13 protein-coding genes are annotated in these 15,479 nt (G+C 71.5%); 12 read left to right on the top strand and 1 reads right to left on the bottom strand.

Annotation, left to right across the window (positions count from 1 at the left end; genetic code table 11):
- Positions 1-63 precede the first annotated feature (63 nt).
- The 6 genes from AB0B39_RS02010 to ahcY all read left to right on the top strand — a co-directional run bounded on the left by AB0B39_RS02010 (position 64) and on the right by ahcY (position 6,887).
- A complete protein-coding gene (locus AB0B39_RS02010) occupies positions 64-1,449 on the top strand; it encodes a phosphomannomutase/phosphoglucomutase (protein ID WP_357573264.1) in 1,386 nt (461 codons plus the stop codon).
- 61 nt (positions 1,450-1,510) lie between these two features.
- Positions 1,511-1,696 (top strand): Trm112 family protein, encoded by a 186-nt coding sequence (locus tag AB0B39_RS02005; protein ID WP_007455824.1) that lies wholly within the window; start codon positions 1,511-1,513, stop codon positions 1,694-1,696.
- The gene (locus tag AB0B39_RS02000) at positions 1,693-2,889 is read left to right on the top strand and encodes an SIS domain-containing protein (RefSeq protein WP_234587712.1); all 1,197 of its coding nucleotides are present in this window, start codon (positions 1,693-1,695) and stop codon (positions 2,887-2,889) included. Before AB0B39_RS02005 ends, AB0B39_RS02000 begins: the two co-directional genes overlap by 4 nt.
- Before the next feature lie 58 nt (positions 2,890-2,947).
- Complete coding sequence (locus AB0B39_RS01995) at positions 2,948-3,955, top strand: cation diffusion facilitator family transporter (protein ID WP_234587710.1); 1,008 nt, start codon at positions 2,948-2,950, stop codon at positions 3,953-3,955.
- A gap of 4 nt (positions 3,956-3,959) precedes the next feature.
- Positions 3,960-5,123 (top strand): mannose-6-phosphate isomerase, class I, encoded by a 1,164-nt coding sequence (gene manA / locus AB0B39_RS01990; RefSeq protein WP_357493796.1) that lies wholly within the window; start codon positions 3,960-3,962, stop codon positions 5,121-5,123.
- A 264-nt stretch (positions 5,124-5,387) separates the two neighbouring features.
- A complete protein-coding gene (gene ahcY, locus AB0B39_RS01985) occupies positions 5,388-6,887 on the top strand; it encodes an adenosylhomocysteinase (RefSeq protein WP_234587706.1) in 1,500 nt (499 codons plus the stop codon).
- A 302-nt stretch (positions 6,888-7,189) separates the two neighbouring features.
- Here ahcY and AB0B39_RS01980 read toward each other — a convergent pair whose 3' ends face one another.
- Positions 7,190-7,336, bottom strand: coding sequence for a hypothetical protein (locus AB0B39_RS01980; RefSeq protein WP_234587704.1), 147 nt, complete (start codon positions 7,334-7,336; stop codon positions 7,190-7,192).
- A 169-nt stretch (positions 7,337-7,505) separates the two neighbouring features.
- On the opposite strand from AB0B39_RS01980, the gene efeU reads away from it, so the two are divergent.
- The 6 genes from efeU (at position 7,506) to AB0B39_RS01950 (ending at position 15,478) form a co-directional block, all read left to right on the top strand.
- Positions 7,506-8,501: an iron uptake transporter permease EfeU gene (efeU, locus tag AB0B39_RS01975; RefSeq protein ID WP_357573263.1), complete on the top strand. Its 996-nt coding sequence runs from the start codon at positions 7,506-7,508 to the stop codon at positions 8,499-8,501.
- Between the two features lie 24 nt (positions 8,502-8,525).
- A complete protein-coding gene (efeO, locus tag AB0B39_RS01970; RefSeq protein ID WP_357493801.1) occupies positions 8,526-9,659 on the top strand; it encodes an iron uptake system protein EfeO in 1,134 nt (377 codons plus the stop codon).
- A gap of 25 nt (positions 9,660-9,684) precedes the next feature.
- A complete protein-coding gene (gene efeB / locus AB0B39_RS01965; RefSeq protein ID WP_357493803.1) occupies positions 9,685-10,962 on the top strand; it encodes an iron uptake transporter deferrochelatase/peroxidase subunit in 1,278 nt (425 codons plus the stop codon).
- Between the two features lie 242 nt (positions 10,963-11,204).
- Positions 11,205-11,894 (top strand): MtrAB system response regulator MtrA, encoded by a 690-nt coding sequence (mtrA, locus tag AB0B39_RS01960; RefSeq protein WP_234587699.1) that lies wholly within the window; start codon positions 11,205-11,207, stop codon positions 11,892-11,894.
- Between the two features lie 12 nt (positions 11,895-11,906).
- Entirely contained in the window at positions 11,907-13,664 is a 1,758-nt protein-coding gene (mtrB, locus tag AB0B39_RS01955; protein WP_357493806.1) for an MtrAB system histidine kinase MtrB, read from the top strand.
- Positions 13,661-15,478: an LpqB family beta-propeller domain-containing protein gene (locus tag AB0B39_RS01950; protein WP_357493808.1), complete on the top strand. Its 1,818-nt coding sequence runs from the start codon at positions 13,661-13,663 to the stop codon at positions 15,476-15,478. The genes mtrB and AB0B39_RS01950 overlap by 4 nt, the downstream gene beginning before the upstream one ends.
- Position 15,479: the final 1 nt, after the last annotated feature.

The following is a 15,479-nucleotide window of genomic DNA, read 5'->3' as shown; positions in this document are numbered from 1 at the left end:
CCGGGCCGGGCCGCTCCGATACGCTCAGGTTCGTTGGGAACCTGCGGCCAAGGAGCGGAACTAGTGTCTGATCTGTCCCAGATCGTGAAGGCGTACGACGTCCGAGGGACGGTGCCGGACCAGTGGGACGAACGGGTCGCCGAGGCGCTCGGGGCCGCATTCACCCAGCTGCTCAACGCCACTGACGAGCCCGGCGACGCGGTCGTCGTCGGGTACGACATGCGGGCCACCTCGCCCGGCCTGGCCGCCGCCTTCGCCGCGGGCGTACGCGCAGAGGGGCGCTCGGTGATCGAGATCGGCCTCGCCTCCACCGACCTGCTCTACTTCGCCTCCGGTTCGCTCGACCTGCCCGGCGCGATGTTCACTGCCAGTCACAACCCGGCGCAGTACAACGGCATCAAGATGTGCCGCTCCGGGGCCCGGCCGATCGGCCAGGACAGCGGGCTGGCGGAGATCCGGGAACGGGCGCAGGCCCTGCTGGACTCGGGGGCGTCGCGCCCGGCGGGCGAGCCGACCCGGCCGGCCGAGCGTCGTGACCTGCTTCCCGACTACGCCGCGTACCTGCGCAAGCTGGTCGACCTCTCCGGCATCCGGCCGCTGAAGGTGGTTGTCGACGCCGGCAACGGGATGGGTGGCTTCACCGTCCCCACCGTGCTCGGCGACGCCGCCCTGTCGGCCCTGCCGTTGGAGATCGTGCCGCTCTACTTCGAGCTGGACGGCACCTTCCCCAACCACGAGGCGAACCCGCTGGACCCGGCGAACCTGGTCGACCTCCAGCGCGCGGTGGTCGAGCACGGGGCCGACATCGGCCTGGCCTTCGACGGGGACGCCGATCGGTGTTTCGTGGTGGACGAGCGCGGCGAGCCGGTCTCGCCGTCGGCGATCACCGCGCTGGTCGCGGCACGCGAGCTGGCCAAGCACCCGGGCTCCACGGTGATCCACGGCCTGATCACCTCCAGCGCCGTCGCGGAGATCATCCGTGAGCACGGCGGGGAGCCGGTGGTCGCCCGGGTGGGGCACTCCTTCATCAAGGCGGAGATGGCCCGCACCAACGCCGTCTTCGGCGGCGAGCACTCCGCGCACTACTACTTCCGGGACTTCTGGTTCGCCGACACCGGAATGCTCGCCGCGATGCACACCCTGGCCGCCCTGGGCGAGCAGTCGCTGCCGCTGTCCGTGCTGGCTGGCGAGTACGAGCGCTACGTCGCCTCCGGCGAGATCAACTCGACGGTCTCCGACCAGGGCGCGGCGGTGGCCGAGGTGCGTGCCGCGTACCCGGACGCGGCGGCCGACGAGATGGACGGGCTGACGCTGCGTTTTCCCGACGGCGCCTGGTTCAATCTGCGTGCCTCCAACACCGAGCCGCTGCTGCGGCTCAACGTCGAGGCGCCCACCCGCGAGCGGATGGTCTCGCTGCGGGACGAGGTGCTCGACCGCGTTCGCCGATAAGATCGCCTGCGCCGGTCGGCACCGCCGCCGGTGACCCCGCACTCGTGGAAGGAGCCGCGCCATGGCCCTGGATCCGCAGTTGCTCGAGATCCTCGCCTGCCCGGACACGCACCACGCCCCGCTGACCTACGACGCGGAGGCGCAGACGTTGACCTGCACGGAGTGCGGCCGGATCTTCGAGGTCCGCGACGACGTGCCGGTGCTGCTGCTCGACGAGGCGCGCGGCGGCCCCGGACAGCAGTCATGATCGACGGTACGGCTGGGGTCAGTGGGCGTCGCGACGCCGACGAGGCCCTGCTCGACAACCCGGACGCGCTGGCCGAGCACGACCCGGGCGGCATGCTGCGGCACACCGCGTCGGCCGGCGCCCAGGTGCGGGAGAGCGCGGCGTTGGCCGCCGAGGCGAACCTCGCGGTGCTCGCCGACGACGGGCGTCCCCGGGCTGTGGTGATCGCCGGCATCGGCACCGCCGGGCGTACCGGTGACGTGCTGGCCACTGTCGCCGGGCCGCGCTGCCCGGTGCCGATCATCGGGCACCGCAGCGCGGGCGTACCCGGTTGGGTGGGCGCTGCCGACGTGGTGATCGCGGTGAGCGCGTCCGGTCGGAGCCCGGAGGCGTTGGGCGCCGCCGAGGCCGCGCACCGTCGCGGCGCCCGGCTGGTCGCCGTGGGCGCACCGGACTCGCAGCTGCAGTCGGTGGCCGAGCGGGCCCGCGCGCCGTTCATCCCGGTGCCGCGACGCGCGCCGGCCCGGGCCAGTCTCTGGGCGCTCACCGTGCCGGTCCTGCTCGCCGCGCGTTCGCTCGGGTTGGTGAAGGTCAACGAGGCGGACCTGGCGGAGACGGCGGCCCGGCTCGACGCGGACGCCGACCGCTGCCGCTCCGCCGCCGAGTCGTTCGTCAACCCCGCCAAGTCGCTGGCGCTGGGCCTGGCCGGCTCGATCCCGATCGTGTGGGGCTCGTCCCCGCTGGCCACCGTGGCGGCCCGCCGCTTCGGCGACACCCTGTCCGCCAACGCCCGCTACCCGGTGGTCACCGGGGCGCTCGGCGAGGCCGGGCGGGGCCGGGTCGGGCTGCTGGACGGCGTCTTCGGCGGCCTGGCCGAGGGGGAGCGGGACATCTTCGCCGACCCGGCGGAGGACGACGGCGAAGGCACCCGGCTGCGGCTGGTCCTGCTGCGCGACGGCGGCCTCAACGCCGAGGACGACACGGATGAGCCGCTCGCCGTCGAGGAGCGCCGCGCGGACGCGGTGCAGACCCTCGCGGAGCGCCGTGGTGTGCGCTGCGACGTGGTGACCGCCGAGGGTGGTTCGGCTCTGGAGCGGCTGGCCTCGCTGATCGCCGTCCCGGATTTCGCCTCGATCTATCTTGCACTGGCACACGGATTGGACCCGATGGCCGTCCCGGCCATCACCGAGATGAAGGAGCTGTCGAACCAGTGAACGAACGTAGGCGGCGGCGCGTCACGTACGTCACCACGACGCGAAGCGGAGTGGCGGCGTGAGCGCGAACGGCGGGACGAAAGCGATCGTCGCCGCCCTGCTGGCCAACATCGGCATCGCCGTCACCAAGTTCATCGCGTTCCTGCTCTCCGGGTCCTCGTCGATGCTGGCCGAGGCGGTCCACTCGGTCGCCGACTCCGGCAACCAGGGTCTGCTGCTGCTCGGCGGGAAGCGGGCGAAGCGCGCGGCCACCCCGGAACACCCGTTCGGGTACGGCCGGGAGCGCTACATCTACGCGTTCATCGTGTCGATCGTGCTGTTCAGCATCGGCGGCCTGTTCGCCCTCTACGAGGCGTACCACAAGTGGTCGCACGCGGAGGGCATCACCGAGTGGCAGTGGCTCCCGGTGGTGGTGCTGCTGGCGGCGATCGCCATGGAGTCGGTCTCCTTCCGGACGGCAATCAAGGAGTCGAACCAGATCCGGGGCAACCAGTCCTGGGTGCGTTTCATCCGACGGGCAAAGGCGCCGGAACTGCCGGTGGTGCTCCTGGAGGACTTCGGCGCGCTTATCGGTCTGGTCTTCGCGCTCTTCGGCGTCGGCATGACGCTGATCACCGGCAACGGCAGGTGGGACGCCGCCGGCACCGCGATGATCGGCATCCTGCTGGTGCTCATCGCCATCGTGCTGGCCATCGAGACCAAAAGCCTGCTGCTCGGTGAGGGTGCAGAGCAGCAGGACCTGACCGCCATCGAACGGGCCATCACCGAAGGCCCCGAGGTGGAGCGGATCATCCACATGAAGACGCTCTACCTGGGCCCGGAAGAGCTGATGGTGGCCGCGAAGATCGGCGTGCCGGCCTACGAGAGCGCCCAGGAGCTGGCCCGGGGCATCAACGCCGTGGAGGCGCGGATCCGTACGGCCGTGCCGATCGCCCGGGTGATCTACCTGGAGCCGGACATCTACAGCGCCGCCGCCGCGGCAGCCGGCACGGGCGCCGCCGCCGACACCGCCGTACCGCAGCCCGAGGACGTGTCGGGCGAGGCGGTCGGGCGGTCCGGGGGCTGAGACGGTGGAACCGCTGTACGGACCGATCCGGGACTACGCCTGGGGGTCCCGCTCAGCCATCGCCATGCTGCAGGGTCGGCCGGTGCCCAGCGCCGGCCCGGAGGCGGAGCTGTGGCTGGGCGCCCACCCGGGCGCCCCGGCCAGCGTGGAGCGTGCCGGCCTGCGGGTGAGCCTCTGTGACCTGGTGCGCGACGAGCCGGGGCAGTGGCTGGGCCCGCGGGTGGCCGACCGGTTCGGCACCCGGTTGCCCTTCCTGCTCAAGGTGCTCGCCGCCGACGCGCCGCTGAGCCTGCAGGCCCACCCGGACGCCGAGCAGGCCCGGGCGGGTTTCGCGGCGGAGGCGGGCCGCCCCGCGGCCGAGCGCAACTACTCCGACCCGCACCACAAGCCGGAGTTGCTGGTCGCGCTCACGCCGTTCGAGGCGCTGTGCGGTTTCCGGGATCCGGCGGAGTCGGCCGAGGCGCTCGCCGCGTTCGGCGTACCGGCGTTGGGGCCGGTTGTCGACGCGCTGCGGGCCGGTCCGGCGGGGCTGCGCACGGCGGTGCGGACACTGCTCGGCTGGCCGGTCGCCGAGCGCGACGGGCTGCTGCGGGCCGCAGTGGCGTCGTCGGCCGACGGGCCCGACGCGGACCTGGCCCGCCGGCTGGCGGTCGCCTATCCGGCCGACCCGGGCGTGCTGGTGGCGCTGCTGCTGCACCACCTGTGGCTGGAGCCGGGGGAGGCGATCTGGATGCCCGCGGGCAACCTGCACGCGTACCTGAGCGGCTGCGGCGTGGAGATCATGGCGGCCAGCGACAACGTGCTGCGCGGCGGCTTCACCCCGAAGCGGGTGGACGTCGACGAGCTGCTGCGGGTGCTGCGTTTCGAGGTGCTCGACGATCCGGTACGCGCCGCGCAGTCGGTCGCCCCGGGCGTGGACTGCTGGCCGGTGCCTGTGGACGACTTCGCGCTGCACCGGGTGCGGGTCGGCGCGGCCGTGCCGGAGGTCATCCTGGCGTTGCCCGGCCCCCGGGTGGTGCTCTGCGGTGCGGGCTCGGTCACTGTCGACGACGGTGCGGGCGCGCTGACGCTGGCCTCCGGCCAGGCGGCGATCGGCACCGCGGCCGGCGGGCCGCTGCGGATCAGCGGTGACGGTGAGGCGTACGTGGCGACGTCGGGGCTGCGCTGAGCCCGACACAAGTCCGACTTTCCCGGAATAGCTTGACTCGCCCCTGGCTGAGTGTGACTCTATGAGTACGCAGCGTTATCGCGACGACGGTCCGGCAACGTGCGGGGAACCAAACCGGGGGGATGCACGGGGCGGGCGGAAGTGGGCAGCAGGTCTGTCCACCACCGACCGCCCCGTGCGCTGTCCGCAGCCCGTCCCCCGTCACCCGTCGCCGGCGCGCGTAAGGTGGAGGATCGGCGCAGACATCGTTCGACAGGAGCTTTCATGACCAGCACCCTCCCGGCGGCCGCCAGCGGTACGCCGTCCGAGGCCCGGCCGAGCACGCTCGCCGAGGGCGACTTCAAGGTGGCGGATCTGTCGCTCGCCGAGTTCGGGCGCAAGGAGATCCAGCTCGCCGAACACGAGATGCCCGGCCTGATGGCGATCCGGCGGGAGTTCGCCGAAGCGCAGCCGCTCGCCGGCGCGCGGATCACCGGGTCGCTGCACATGACCATCCAGACCGCCGTCCTGATCGAGACGCTGGTCGCCCTCGGCGCGCAGGTCCGCTGGGCGTCCTGCAACATCTTCTCCACCCAGGACCACGCCGCCGCCGCGATCGTCGTCGGCCCGAACGGCACCCCCGACGCTCCCGCCGGCGTCCCGGTGTACGCCTGGAAGGGCGAGACCCTTCCGGAGTACTGGTGGTGCACCGAGCAGGTGCTCGCCTGGCCGGACGGGCAGGGCCCGAACATGATCCTCGACGACGGCGGCGACGCCACCCTGCTGGTCCACAAGGGCGCCGAGTTCGAGAAGGCCGGCGTCGTGCCGCCGGTCGAGTCCGCCGACTCCGAGGAGTACGCGGTCATCCTCGAACTGCTGCACCGCTCGCTCGCCGAGGACGGCCAGCGCTGGACCCGGATCTCCGCCGGCATCAAGGGCGTCACCGAGGAGACCACCACCGGCGTGCACCGCCTCTACGAGATGCACCGCGCCGGCACGCTGCTCTTCCCGGCCATCAACGTCAACGACTCGGTGACCAAGAGCAAGTTCGACAACAAGTACGGCTGCCGCCACTCCCTGATCGACGGCATCAACCGGGCCACCGACGTGCTGATCGGCGGCAAGATGGCAGTCGTGATGGGCTACGGCGACGTGGGCAAGGGCTGCGCCGAGTCGCTGCGCGGCCAGGGCGCCCGGGTCGTGGTGACCGAGGTCGACCCGATCTGCGCGTTGCAGGCCGCGATGGACGGTTACCAGGTCGCCACCCTGGACGACGTGGTCGAGCAGGCCGACATCTTCATCACCGCCACGGGCTGCTTCGACGTCATCACCAACGAGCACATGGCCCGGATGAAGCACCAGGCCATCGTCGGCAACATCGGTCACTTCGACAACGAGATCGACATGGCCGGCCTGGCCAAGCGCTCCGACGTCGAGCGGATCAACATCAAGCCGCAGGTCGACCTGTGGCGCTTCGCCGACGGGCACGCCATCATCGTGCTGTCCGAGGGGCGTCTGCTGAACCTGGGCAACGCGACCGGGCACCCGAGCTTCGTCATGTCGAACTCGTTCGCCAACCAGACGATCGCCCAGATCGAGCTGTTCACCAAGACCGAGGAGTACCCGGTCGGCGTCTACGTGCTGCCCAAGCACCTGGACGAGAAGGTGGCCCGCCTGCACCTGGGCGCGCTCGGCGCCAAGCTGAGCACGCTCACCAAGGAGCAGGCCGCCTACCTGGGCGTCTCGCAGGAGGGTCCGTTCAAGCCGGACCACTACCGCTACTGATCGACATCTCTCCGAACCGGGTCGGCTGCTCGAAGCCGACCCGGTTCGTCGTTCCCGCCCCGCCCCACCCCGCCCCCGCCCTGTCCCGTCGCGTCCCGCCCCGCCCCGCGATCTTGCAGTTTCGGTCGGGGATTTGCGGCTCTCGCCCCGCTATGTCGCGACAGAAAGTGCAAGATCGCGGGGGACTGTGGGCGGGGAGACAGCAACTTCGGGGATGTTGCTGTCTCCCGCGCGTCTGACGCAGCGACATCCCTGAAACTGTGACGATCTTGGGCGCGGGGCGCGGGGCGCGGGGCGCGGGGTCAGCCGCGGCGGGTGGGGCGGAACCACGTCCAGGCGCACCAGGCCAGCCAGCCCAGGGACACGACGGTGGCCAGTGCCCGCAGGCGCAGTGCGCTGAGCAGCAGCACCACGGCGAGCACCGCCAACCACGGCAGGAAAGCCTTCACGGCAGGGATCCTCCCACGCTCGGACGGTTTCCGGTTCGTGGTGGGCCGTCGGAGACCAGGTCACAGCGAGAGTGAGCTTGTCATGAACGACTTGACGAGGTCCCGGAACTGGAGGAAGGTATGGCTGCCCTAAGTTAGCTGAGGCGTGCCTAACGAACACGGAGCCAGGATGTTCGCCACCTACCTGATCGGCCTGCGGGAGGGCCTGGAAGCGACCCTGGTGGTCAGCATCCTGGTCGCCTTCCTGGTGAAGTCGCAGCGCCGGGACCGGTTGCCGCAGGTGTGGGCGGGCGTTGGCCTCGCCGTGGCGCTGTCCGTGCTCTTCGGCTGGCTCATCGAGTACACCTCGACCTCGCTGCTGTCCCGCTCCGAGGACCGCGAGCTGTTCGAGGCGATCACCTCCGTCGCGGCCGTGGTGTTCGTCACCTGGATGATTTTCTGGATGCGCAAGGCGGCCCGCACCATCGCGGGCGAGCTGCGCGGCAGGCTCACCGAGGCGCTGGCCGTCGGGTCGCTCGCCGTCGCCGGCATGGCCTTCCTCGCGGTGATCCGCGAGGGCCTCGAAACCGCCCTGATCTTCTACTCCGCCGCCCAGGGCGCGGCCGGCGACAGTGGGCCGCTGCTCGCGCTGATCGGCGGCATCGTCACCGCCGTGGTGCTCGGCGTGCTGCTGTACGCCAGCGCCCTGCGGATCAACCTCAGCAAGTTCTTCACCTGGACCGGCGCCCTGTTGATCCTGGTCGCCGCCGGCATCCTCAAGTACGGCGTGCACGACTTCCAGGAGGCCGGTGTCCTGCCCGGCCTCAACGACCTGGCCTTCGACATCACCGGCGCGCTCGACCCGAGCACCTGGTACGCGGCGCTGCTGGCCGGGATGTTCAACGTGACCCCGGCGCCCACCGTGCTCGAGACGATCGCCTGGATCGGGTACGCCGTGCCCGTCCTGGTGCTCTTCCTGCGCCCGGCCCGGCGTACGCCAGCACCGGCCGCGGCCACCGCGGCGTCGGCTGCGCCCGCGGCGTCGGCACCCGCCGCGGCTTCGGCGCCCGCCGTCGCCACGTCGACGTCTCCGGACGAAACGACCACCACCACCGTCACCGAGCGCGGGGCCGACACCGGCGCCGAGGCCGAGGCCGATGCGGCATCCGCGCCGCAGCGCGCCTGACCCCCACGAGGAGAGACAGCTCAGATGCGTACCACCCGATTCTTCGCGCTGGCCGCTGCCGGCGTGCTGGCGACGGCCGGCGTCGCCGCGTGCTCCGATTCCAAGAAGGATGACGCGGGCGCGGCAGGTGGCGCGATCGTGGTCAAGGCCACCGACACCGCCTGCGAGGTCGGCACTACCGACCTCGGCGCCGGGACCGCCACCTTCAAGATCACCAACTCGGGCGCGAAGGTCACCGAGTTCTACGTGTACGCCTCCGGCGACCGGGTGATGGGCGAGGTGGAGAACATCGCCCCGGGCCTGAGCCGCGAGCTGCACGTCGAGTTGCCGGCGGGCACGTACGAGACGGCCTGCAAGCCGGGGATGAGCGGCAAGGGCATCCGGGGCGCGCTCAAGGTCAGCGGGTCGGCGCAGCCGCTGACCGCCGACGCCGCCCTGGCCGGGGCCACCGACAACTACCAGCGCTACGTCAAGAGCCAGACCGCCGCGCTGCTGGAGAAGACCGAGGAGTTCGTCGCCGCTGTGAAGGCCGGCGACGTGGCGAAGGCCAAGTCGCTCTACCCGGTCGCGCGCACCTACTGGGAGCGGATCGAGCCGGTGGCCGAGATCTTCGGCGACCTCGACCCCAAGATCGACGGCCGCGAGGAGGTCATCGAGGAGGGCATGGAGTTCACCGGCTTCCACCGGATCGAGAAGGACCTCTGGCAGTCCGGCGACATCAGCAAGGACGGCCCGATCGCGGACCGGCTGCTGGTCGACGTCAAGGAGATCGTGGCCAAGGCCAACGCCGAGAAGCTCTCCCCGCTCCAGCTCGCGAACGGCGCGAAGGAGCTGCTCGACGAGGTCGCCAGCGGCAAGATCACCGGCGAGGAGGACCGCTACTCGCACACCGACCTGTGGGACTTTGCCGCCAACCTCGAAGGTTCCAAGGCGGCGCTGTCCGCCCTCCGGCCCGCGCTGGAGCAGCGCTCGCCGGAGCTGGTCAAGCAGCTCGACACCGAGTTCGCGAACGTCGAGGCGCAGCTCGGCAAGCACCGCGACGGCGACGGGTGGAAGCTGCACACCGCGTTGAGCAAGGCTGAGCTCAAGGAGCTCTCCGACGGCATCAACGCGCTCGCCGAGCCGATCAGCAAGGTTGCCGCAGTCGTCGCCAAGTGACCGGACAGCAGGGGGAGTCGAGTCGATGAGCGTACGCAGGTTGACCCGCCGGCGGGCTATCACGCTCGCCGGCGCCGGGGTGGCCGGAGTCGCCGGGGTGGCCGCCGGTGCGGGCGCGCTCGTCGGTGACTCCCGCGGCCCGGCCTCGGCCAGCGACCACCCGGCGGGTGCGGTGCCGTTCTTCGGCGAGCACCAGGCGGGCATCGTCACTCCGGCCCAGGACCGGCTGCACTTCGTCGCCTTCGACGTCATCACCAAGGACCGGGCCCGCCTGGTCTCGATGCTCGAGGAGTGGTCGGCCGCCGCCGCGAGGATGACGGCCGGCCGTGACGCCGGTGTGCTCGGCGCGGTCGGTGGCATGCCGGAGGCCCCGCCGGACGACACCGGCGAGGCGCTCGGCCTCCCGCCGTCGCAGCTCACCCTGACCATCGGCTTCGGCCCGACGCTGTTCCGCGACGCCGACGGACGGGACCGGTTCGGCATCGCCGACCGCCGTCCCGCCGCCCTGGCCGAGCTGCCCAAGTTCCCCGGCGACGCGTTGCAGGCCCCGATCTCCGGCGGTGACCTGTGCGTGCAGGCGTGCGCCAACGACCCCCAGGTGGCGGTGCACGCGATCCGCAACCTGGCGCGGATCGGCATGGGGGTGGTCAGCGTCCGCTGGTCGCAGCTCGGCTTCGGCCGTACGTCGTCGACGTCCCGCGACCAGGCGACCGCCCGCAACCTGTTCGGTTTCAAGGACGGCACGGCCAACCTCAAGGCCGAGGAGACCGACAGGCTCCGCGACCAGCTGTGGGTGCAGCCGGGGGACGGGCCGGACTGGATGACCGGCGGGTCGTACCTGGTGACCCGCAAGATCCGGATGCTCGTGGAGACCTGGGACCGGACTTCCCTGGCCGAGCAGGAGGAGATCGTCGGTCGCACCAAGGGCAGCGGCGCCCCGCTCGGGCGCAGCAAGGAGTTCGACGAGCCGGACTTCGCGGCACGCGGTGACGACGGCAAGCCGCTGATCCCCGAGCACGCCCACGTCGCCCTGGCCCACCCGAGCAGGAACAACGGCGCGCACCTGCTGCGGCGGGGCTACAACTTCGTCGACGGCTCGGACGGTCTCGGCCGGCTCGACGCCGGCCTCTTCTTCATCGCCTACCAGCGGGATCCACGCCGGCAGTTCGTGCCGATCCAGACCCAGTTGGCCCGCCACGACGTGATGAACGAATATCTGCGGCACGTCTCCAGCGGCCTGTTCGCCTGCCCGCCCGGAGTACGCGACGGTGGGGACCACTGGGGCCGCGCGCTCTTCGGCTGAGCGCCGGACGGCGACCCGTCGTCTCCGATCGTGACAGCGCGGCCGGCCGGGGCTACGGTGGCGCCGGACGGCGCCGAGGGGGGATCATGGTGGCAGCCGGCCCCGGGTCCGATCCCTGTGCTGGCCCCCGCACCACGTGGCGCCGCCGCCGCGGGTCGCGGGCGACTGGTTCTGCCGGCGGCACCATCCGTACCGGGTGACGCCGGTCCCACCGAACTGAACGGGGATGCAATATTAATCCCATGAGAGCCCGGGTACTGGTGGTCGACGACGACCCCGCACTCGCCGAGATGCTCGGCATCGTGCTGCGCAATGAGGGTTTCCTGCCCTCGTTCGTGGCCGATGGCGAGCGGGCGTTGGCAGCGTTCCGTGACAGTCGACCGGACATCGTCCTGCTCGACCTCATGTTGCCCGGTATGAGTGGTATCGACGTGGCACGGTCGATCCGTGCCGAGTCCGGCGTGCCGATCGTCATGCTGACCGCCAAGAGCGACACCGTGGACGTCGTCCTGGGCCTGGAGTCCGGCGCCGACGACTACGTGGTCAAGCCGTTCAAGCCCAAGGAGCTGGTGGCCCGGATGCGGGCCCGGTTGCGCCGTGGCGAGGACGTGGCCCCGGAGATGCTGACGATCGGGCCGCCCGGCAACCAGATCACCATCGACGTGCCGGCACACACCGTGAGCCGTAACGACGAGGAGGTGAAGCTGACGCCGTTGGAGTTCGACCTGCTGGTCGCGCTCGCCCGCAAGCCGCGTCAGGTCTTCACCCGTGAGGTGCTGCTGGAGCAGGTCTGGGGCTATCGGCACGCGGCCGACACCCGACTGGTCAACGTGCACGTGCAGCGGCTGCGCGCCAAGATCGAACCAGATCCGGAGCGGCCGGAAATCATCCTCACCGTGCGGGGCGTGGGCTACAAGGCGGGCACCGGATAGCCTGGTCACACTGTGTCAACCTCGCCGCCCCCGCACCCTCAGAGCACGCCTGCCCGCCGGCTCGACGCCGGCCGGGACCTGTGGCGTGCCCTCAGTGGCCGGGTCGCACGGCTGGTGGCCCGGGCGCACCAGACCTGGCGTCGCTCGCTCCAGGTCCGGGTGGTGACCATCACGCTGGTCGCCTCAAGCCTGCTGGTGGGCGGTTTCGCGTACCTGATCGCTGACAAGATCACGACGATCCTGCTCGACAACGCCCGCAGCGACGTCCAGTTGCGGGTCAAGGGCGGCGCGGGCTACGCGGCCAAGCAGGTCTCCCTCTACGGTCAGCCGCAGGAGGCGCAGCTTCAGGAGACCATCGAGGGCACGGTCAACTACCTGGCCGGCGGCGACCCGCAGCAGACCAGTGGTGTGGTGGTGGCGATCACCGCCGCCGACTACCCGACCATGATCCAGACCCGCACCGCGCCGGCGGCCAACGTCCAGCCCCTGATCAGCAAGGAGCTGCGGGCCGCGGTCGCCAGCGGCAAGGTGGCCAGCCAGATCCAGACCGGTCGACTCACCGGCGAAACGACGAAGTACCTGGTCTACGGCTCGCCGGTGCCGACCCGCTTCGGGCAGATCGAGCTCTACTACCTGGTGCCGCTGACCCGGCAGGACGCCACCGCGGCGGACGCCCGAGCCACGGTCGTCGCCACCGGGATCGCCCTGGTGGTCCTGCTGGGTCTGCTCGCCGCCCTGGTCACCCGCCTGGTGGTCAACCCGGTCCGCGTCGCCGCGCGTACCGCCCAGCGGCTCTCCGCCGGCCTGCTCGACCAGCGGATGGTGGTCAACGGCGAGGACGATCTCGCACTTTTGGCCGCCTCGTTCAACCAGATGGCGACCAACCTGCAACGGCAGATCCTGCGTCTGGAGGAGATGTCCCGGTTGCAGCGCCGGTTCACCTCCGACGTGTCGCACGAGCTGCGGACCCCGCTGACCACGGTCCGGATGGCCGCCGACCTGATCTTCGCCGAGCGCGACGAGTTTGACCCGGCGGTGGCTCGCAGCGCCGAACTGCTCCAGGCCGAGCTGGACCGTTTCGAGGAGCTGCTCACCGACCTGTTGGAGATCAGCCGGTTCGACGCGGGCTTCGCCATGCTGGACGCCGAGCCGACCGACCTGGTGCCGGTGGTGCACCGGGTCGTCGACCGGTTGGCCGGCCTGGCCGAGCGGGTGGGCGTGGAGATCGAGCTGGACCTGCCGACCACGCCGGTGATCGCCGAGGTCGACCCCCGCCGGGTCGAGCGGGTGCTGCGCAACCTGGTCGGCAACGCCGTCGAGCACGGCGAGGCCCGCCCGGTGCTGATCACCCTCGGCATCGACGACACCGCCGTGGCGATCACGGTTCGCGACCACGGCGTGGGGCTGAAGGTGGGTGAGGAGAAGCTGGTGTTCAACCGGTTCTGGCGGGCGGATCCGTCCCGGGCCCGGCAGACCGGCGGCACCGGGCTGGGTCTGTCGATCAGCCTTGAGGACGCCCGCCTGCACGGTGGTTGGCTGGAAGCCTGGGGAGCGCCCGGGCAGGGCGCCCAGTTCCGGCTCACCCTGCCGGCCCGCGCCGGTGACCGGCTCACCACGTCGCCGCTGCGGCTGGTGCCCGCCGACGCGGCGCTGCCGTTCGGCGGCCCCCGCGACGGCGGCCCGCTGGCCATCGGGCCGGGCGCCGGTGGAGCGCTGGCGATCGGCCCCGCGTCGACGGGGGACGGCCAGCGGGCGGAGGTGCGCTCGTGAGGGCTCGACCACTTTTGGGCGCCTTCGGCGCGGCGCTGCTGCTCAGCGCGGGCTGCGGCATCCCGGCGTCGTCCGACGTGCGGGTGGACGGCAAGGCCGGCACGGCGACCGAGGCCGGGTCGAGCAACGGCCGGAGCAGCGAACCACCATCGCGTACGGCCAGCGGCAGCGACAACGAGGCGTTCGTGCGTAACTTCCTGTCCGCCGCCGCCGGCGAACCGGACCGGGCGTACGAGCGGGTGAAGGCGTTCATCGCTCCGGAGCACAAGCCCCGCCTGCAGGACAAGAAGGGCAGCGAGGTCGCGCTGACCGTGGTGCGGCTGGGCGAGACCGTCTTCACCTTCAACAGCGACTCCACCACCACGGTCAAGATCACGGTGCAGCAGATCGGCGTGCTGCGGACCAACGGCACCCTGGCACCGCCGGTGGCGACCGAGACCGAGTACGAGTTCCGGCTGCGCAGCGCCTCCCTCGGCGGGGCCGACAACGACGAGCGCGCCGGTCAGTACGTCCTCGACCCGCCGAACGTGCTGCTGCTCAGTGACGTCGCCCTTCAGCAGTACTACCAGGACGAGTCGATCTACTTCTGGAGCTCCGACCGCACGCGGCTGGTGCCCGACCAGCGTTACCTGCCGTTCGCGGTGCCGGACGAGCGCCGGGTCAACGAGGTGGTGCGTTGGCTGGTCGGCGGCCCGTCCGACTGGCTGCGGCCGGGCGTCGTCGGCCTGCCCGACGGCACCGAGCTGATCAACAACGCCACCGGCGCGAACAACCGCTGGGAGGTCAACCTGGACATGTCCGGCGACGACCAGAGCCGGGTCGACCAGGTGATCACGCAGCTCGCCTGGTCACTGGGGGACCTGCCGGGCGAGTTGGAGCTGAAGATCCGCAACAACTCGCAGCCGGTCCAGGATCTCAACGAGCGCCGGCTGGCCCAGCCGCTCTACCCGGTTCGGGAGGGCCCGCAGCGGTTCGGGGTCTACGAGGGCGCGATCCGCCCGCTGGACTTCGTCAGTGAGCCCAGCGGCGTGGTGCCCCTGGCGGCCGAGGTCAACCGCAACATCGTGTCCGCCGGCCTCGCGCGGGGCACCAGCCGGATCCTCGCCGCGATGGTGGTGACCAGCGGCAAGGACCGGCAGCGACTCGCGGTGGGCGTCGGCGCGGACGCGGTGACCGCGCTCAACCGCAGCGGCACGGAGTACGCCTCGATCAGCCGCCCGGTGTGGCTGCGTACCGTCGACTCCCGGCCGGCGCAGGGGCTGGTGGTGGCAGATGGCCGCCTGTACCGCTTCGACGAGGCCGCCCGCATGTCGGAGGTGCCGCTGAACCTGCCTTCGCCGCAGGTCACCGCGGTCGCCGCCGCGCTGGACGGTCAGCGGGTCGCGTTGATCGCCGGCGGGCGGCTCTACGTCGCGGCGATCACCCTCGACGGCGCCGGGAGCGGGATGTCGGTCGGCCCGCCCCGGGCCCTGGTCACCTCGTTGACCGGCCTGACCGCGGTGGACTGGATCGGCGAGGATCGGCTGGTGGTGGCCGGGTCGGCCGGCCAGCCGGCGATCTACGAGATCAGCGTGGACGGCGCTCTGGAGACCCCGCTGCGCACCGACGTGGGCGCGAAGGTCAACCACCTGACGGCGTACCCCACCAACCGCAGCGTGCGCGTTCCCACCGGGTCGTACATGTACGAGGCGAACAAGGTGGCGTACCGCAGCAGCCCGTTCGAACGGATCGAGCCGGGAAGTGTGCGCGACGTCCCCGCGCCGCCGGCCGGGGTCCGGCCGAGCAACCCGTCCGCCCCGTTCTTCCTCTACTGAC

The sequence above is a fragment of the Micromonospora sp. NPDC049114 genome, assembly GCF_040648635.1.
Lineage (GTDB): Bacteria > Actinomycetota > Actinomycetes > Mycobacteriales > Micromonosporaceae > Micromonospora.
Note: the sequence above shows the minus strand (reverse complement) of the source record. Positions and strands in the feature narration are given on the sequence as shown.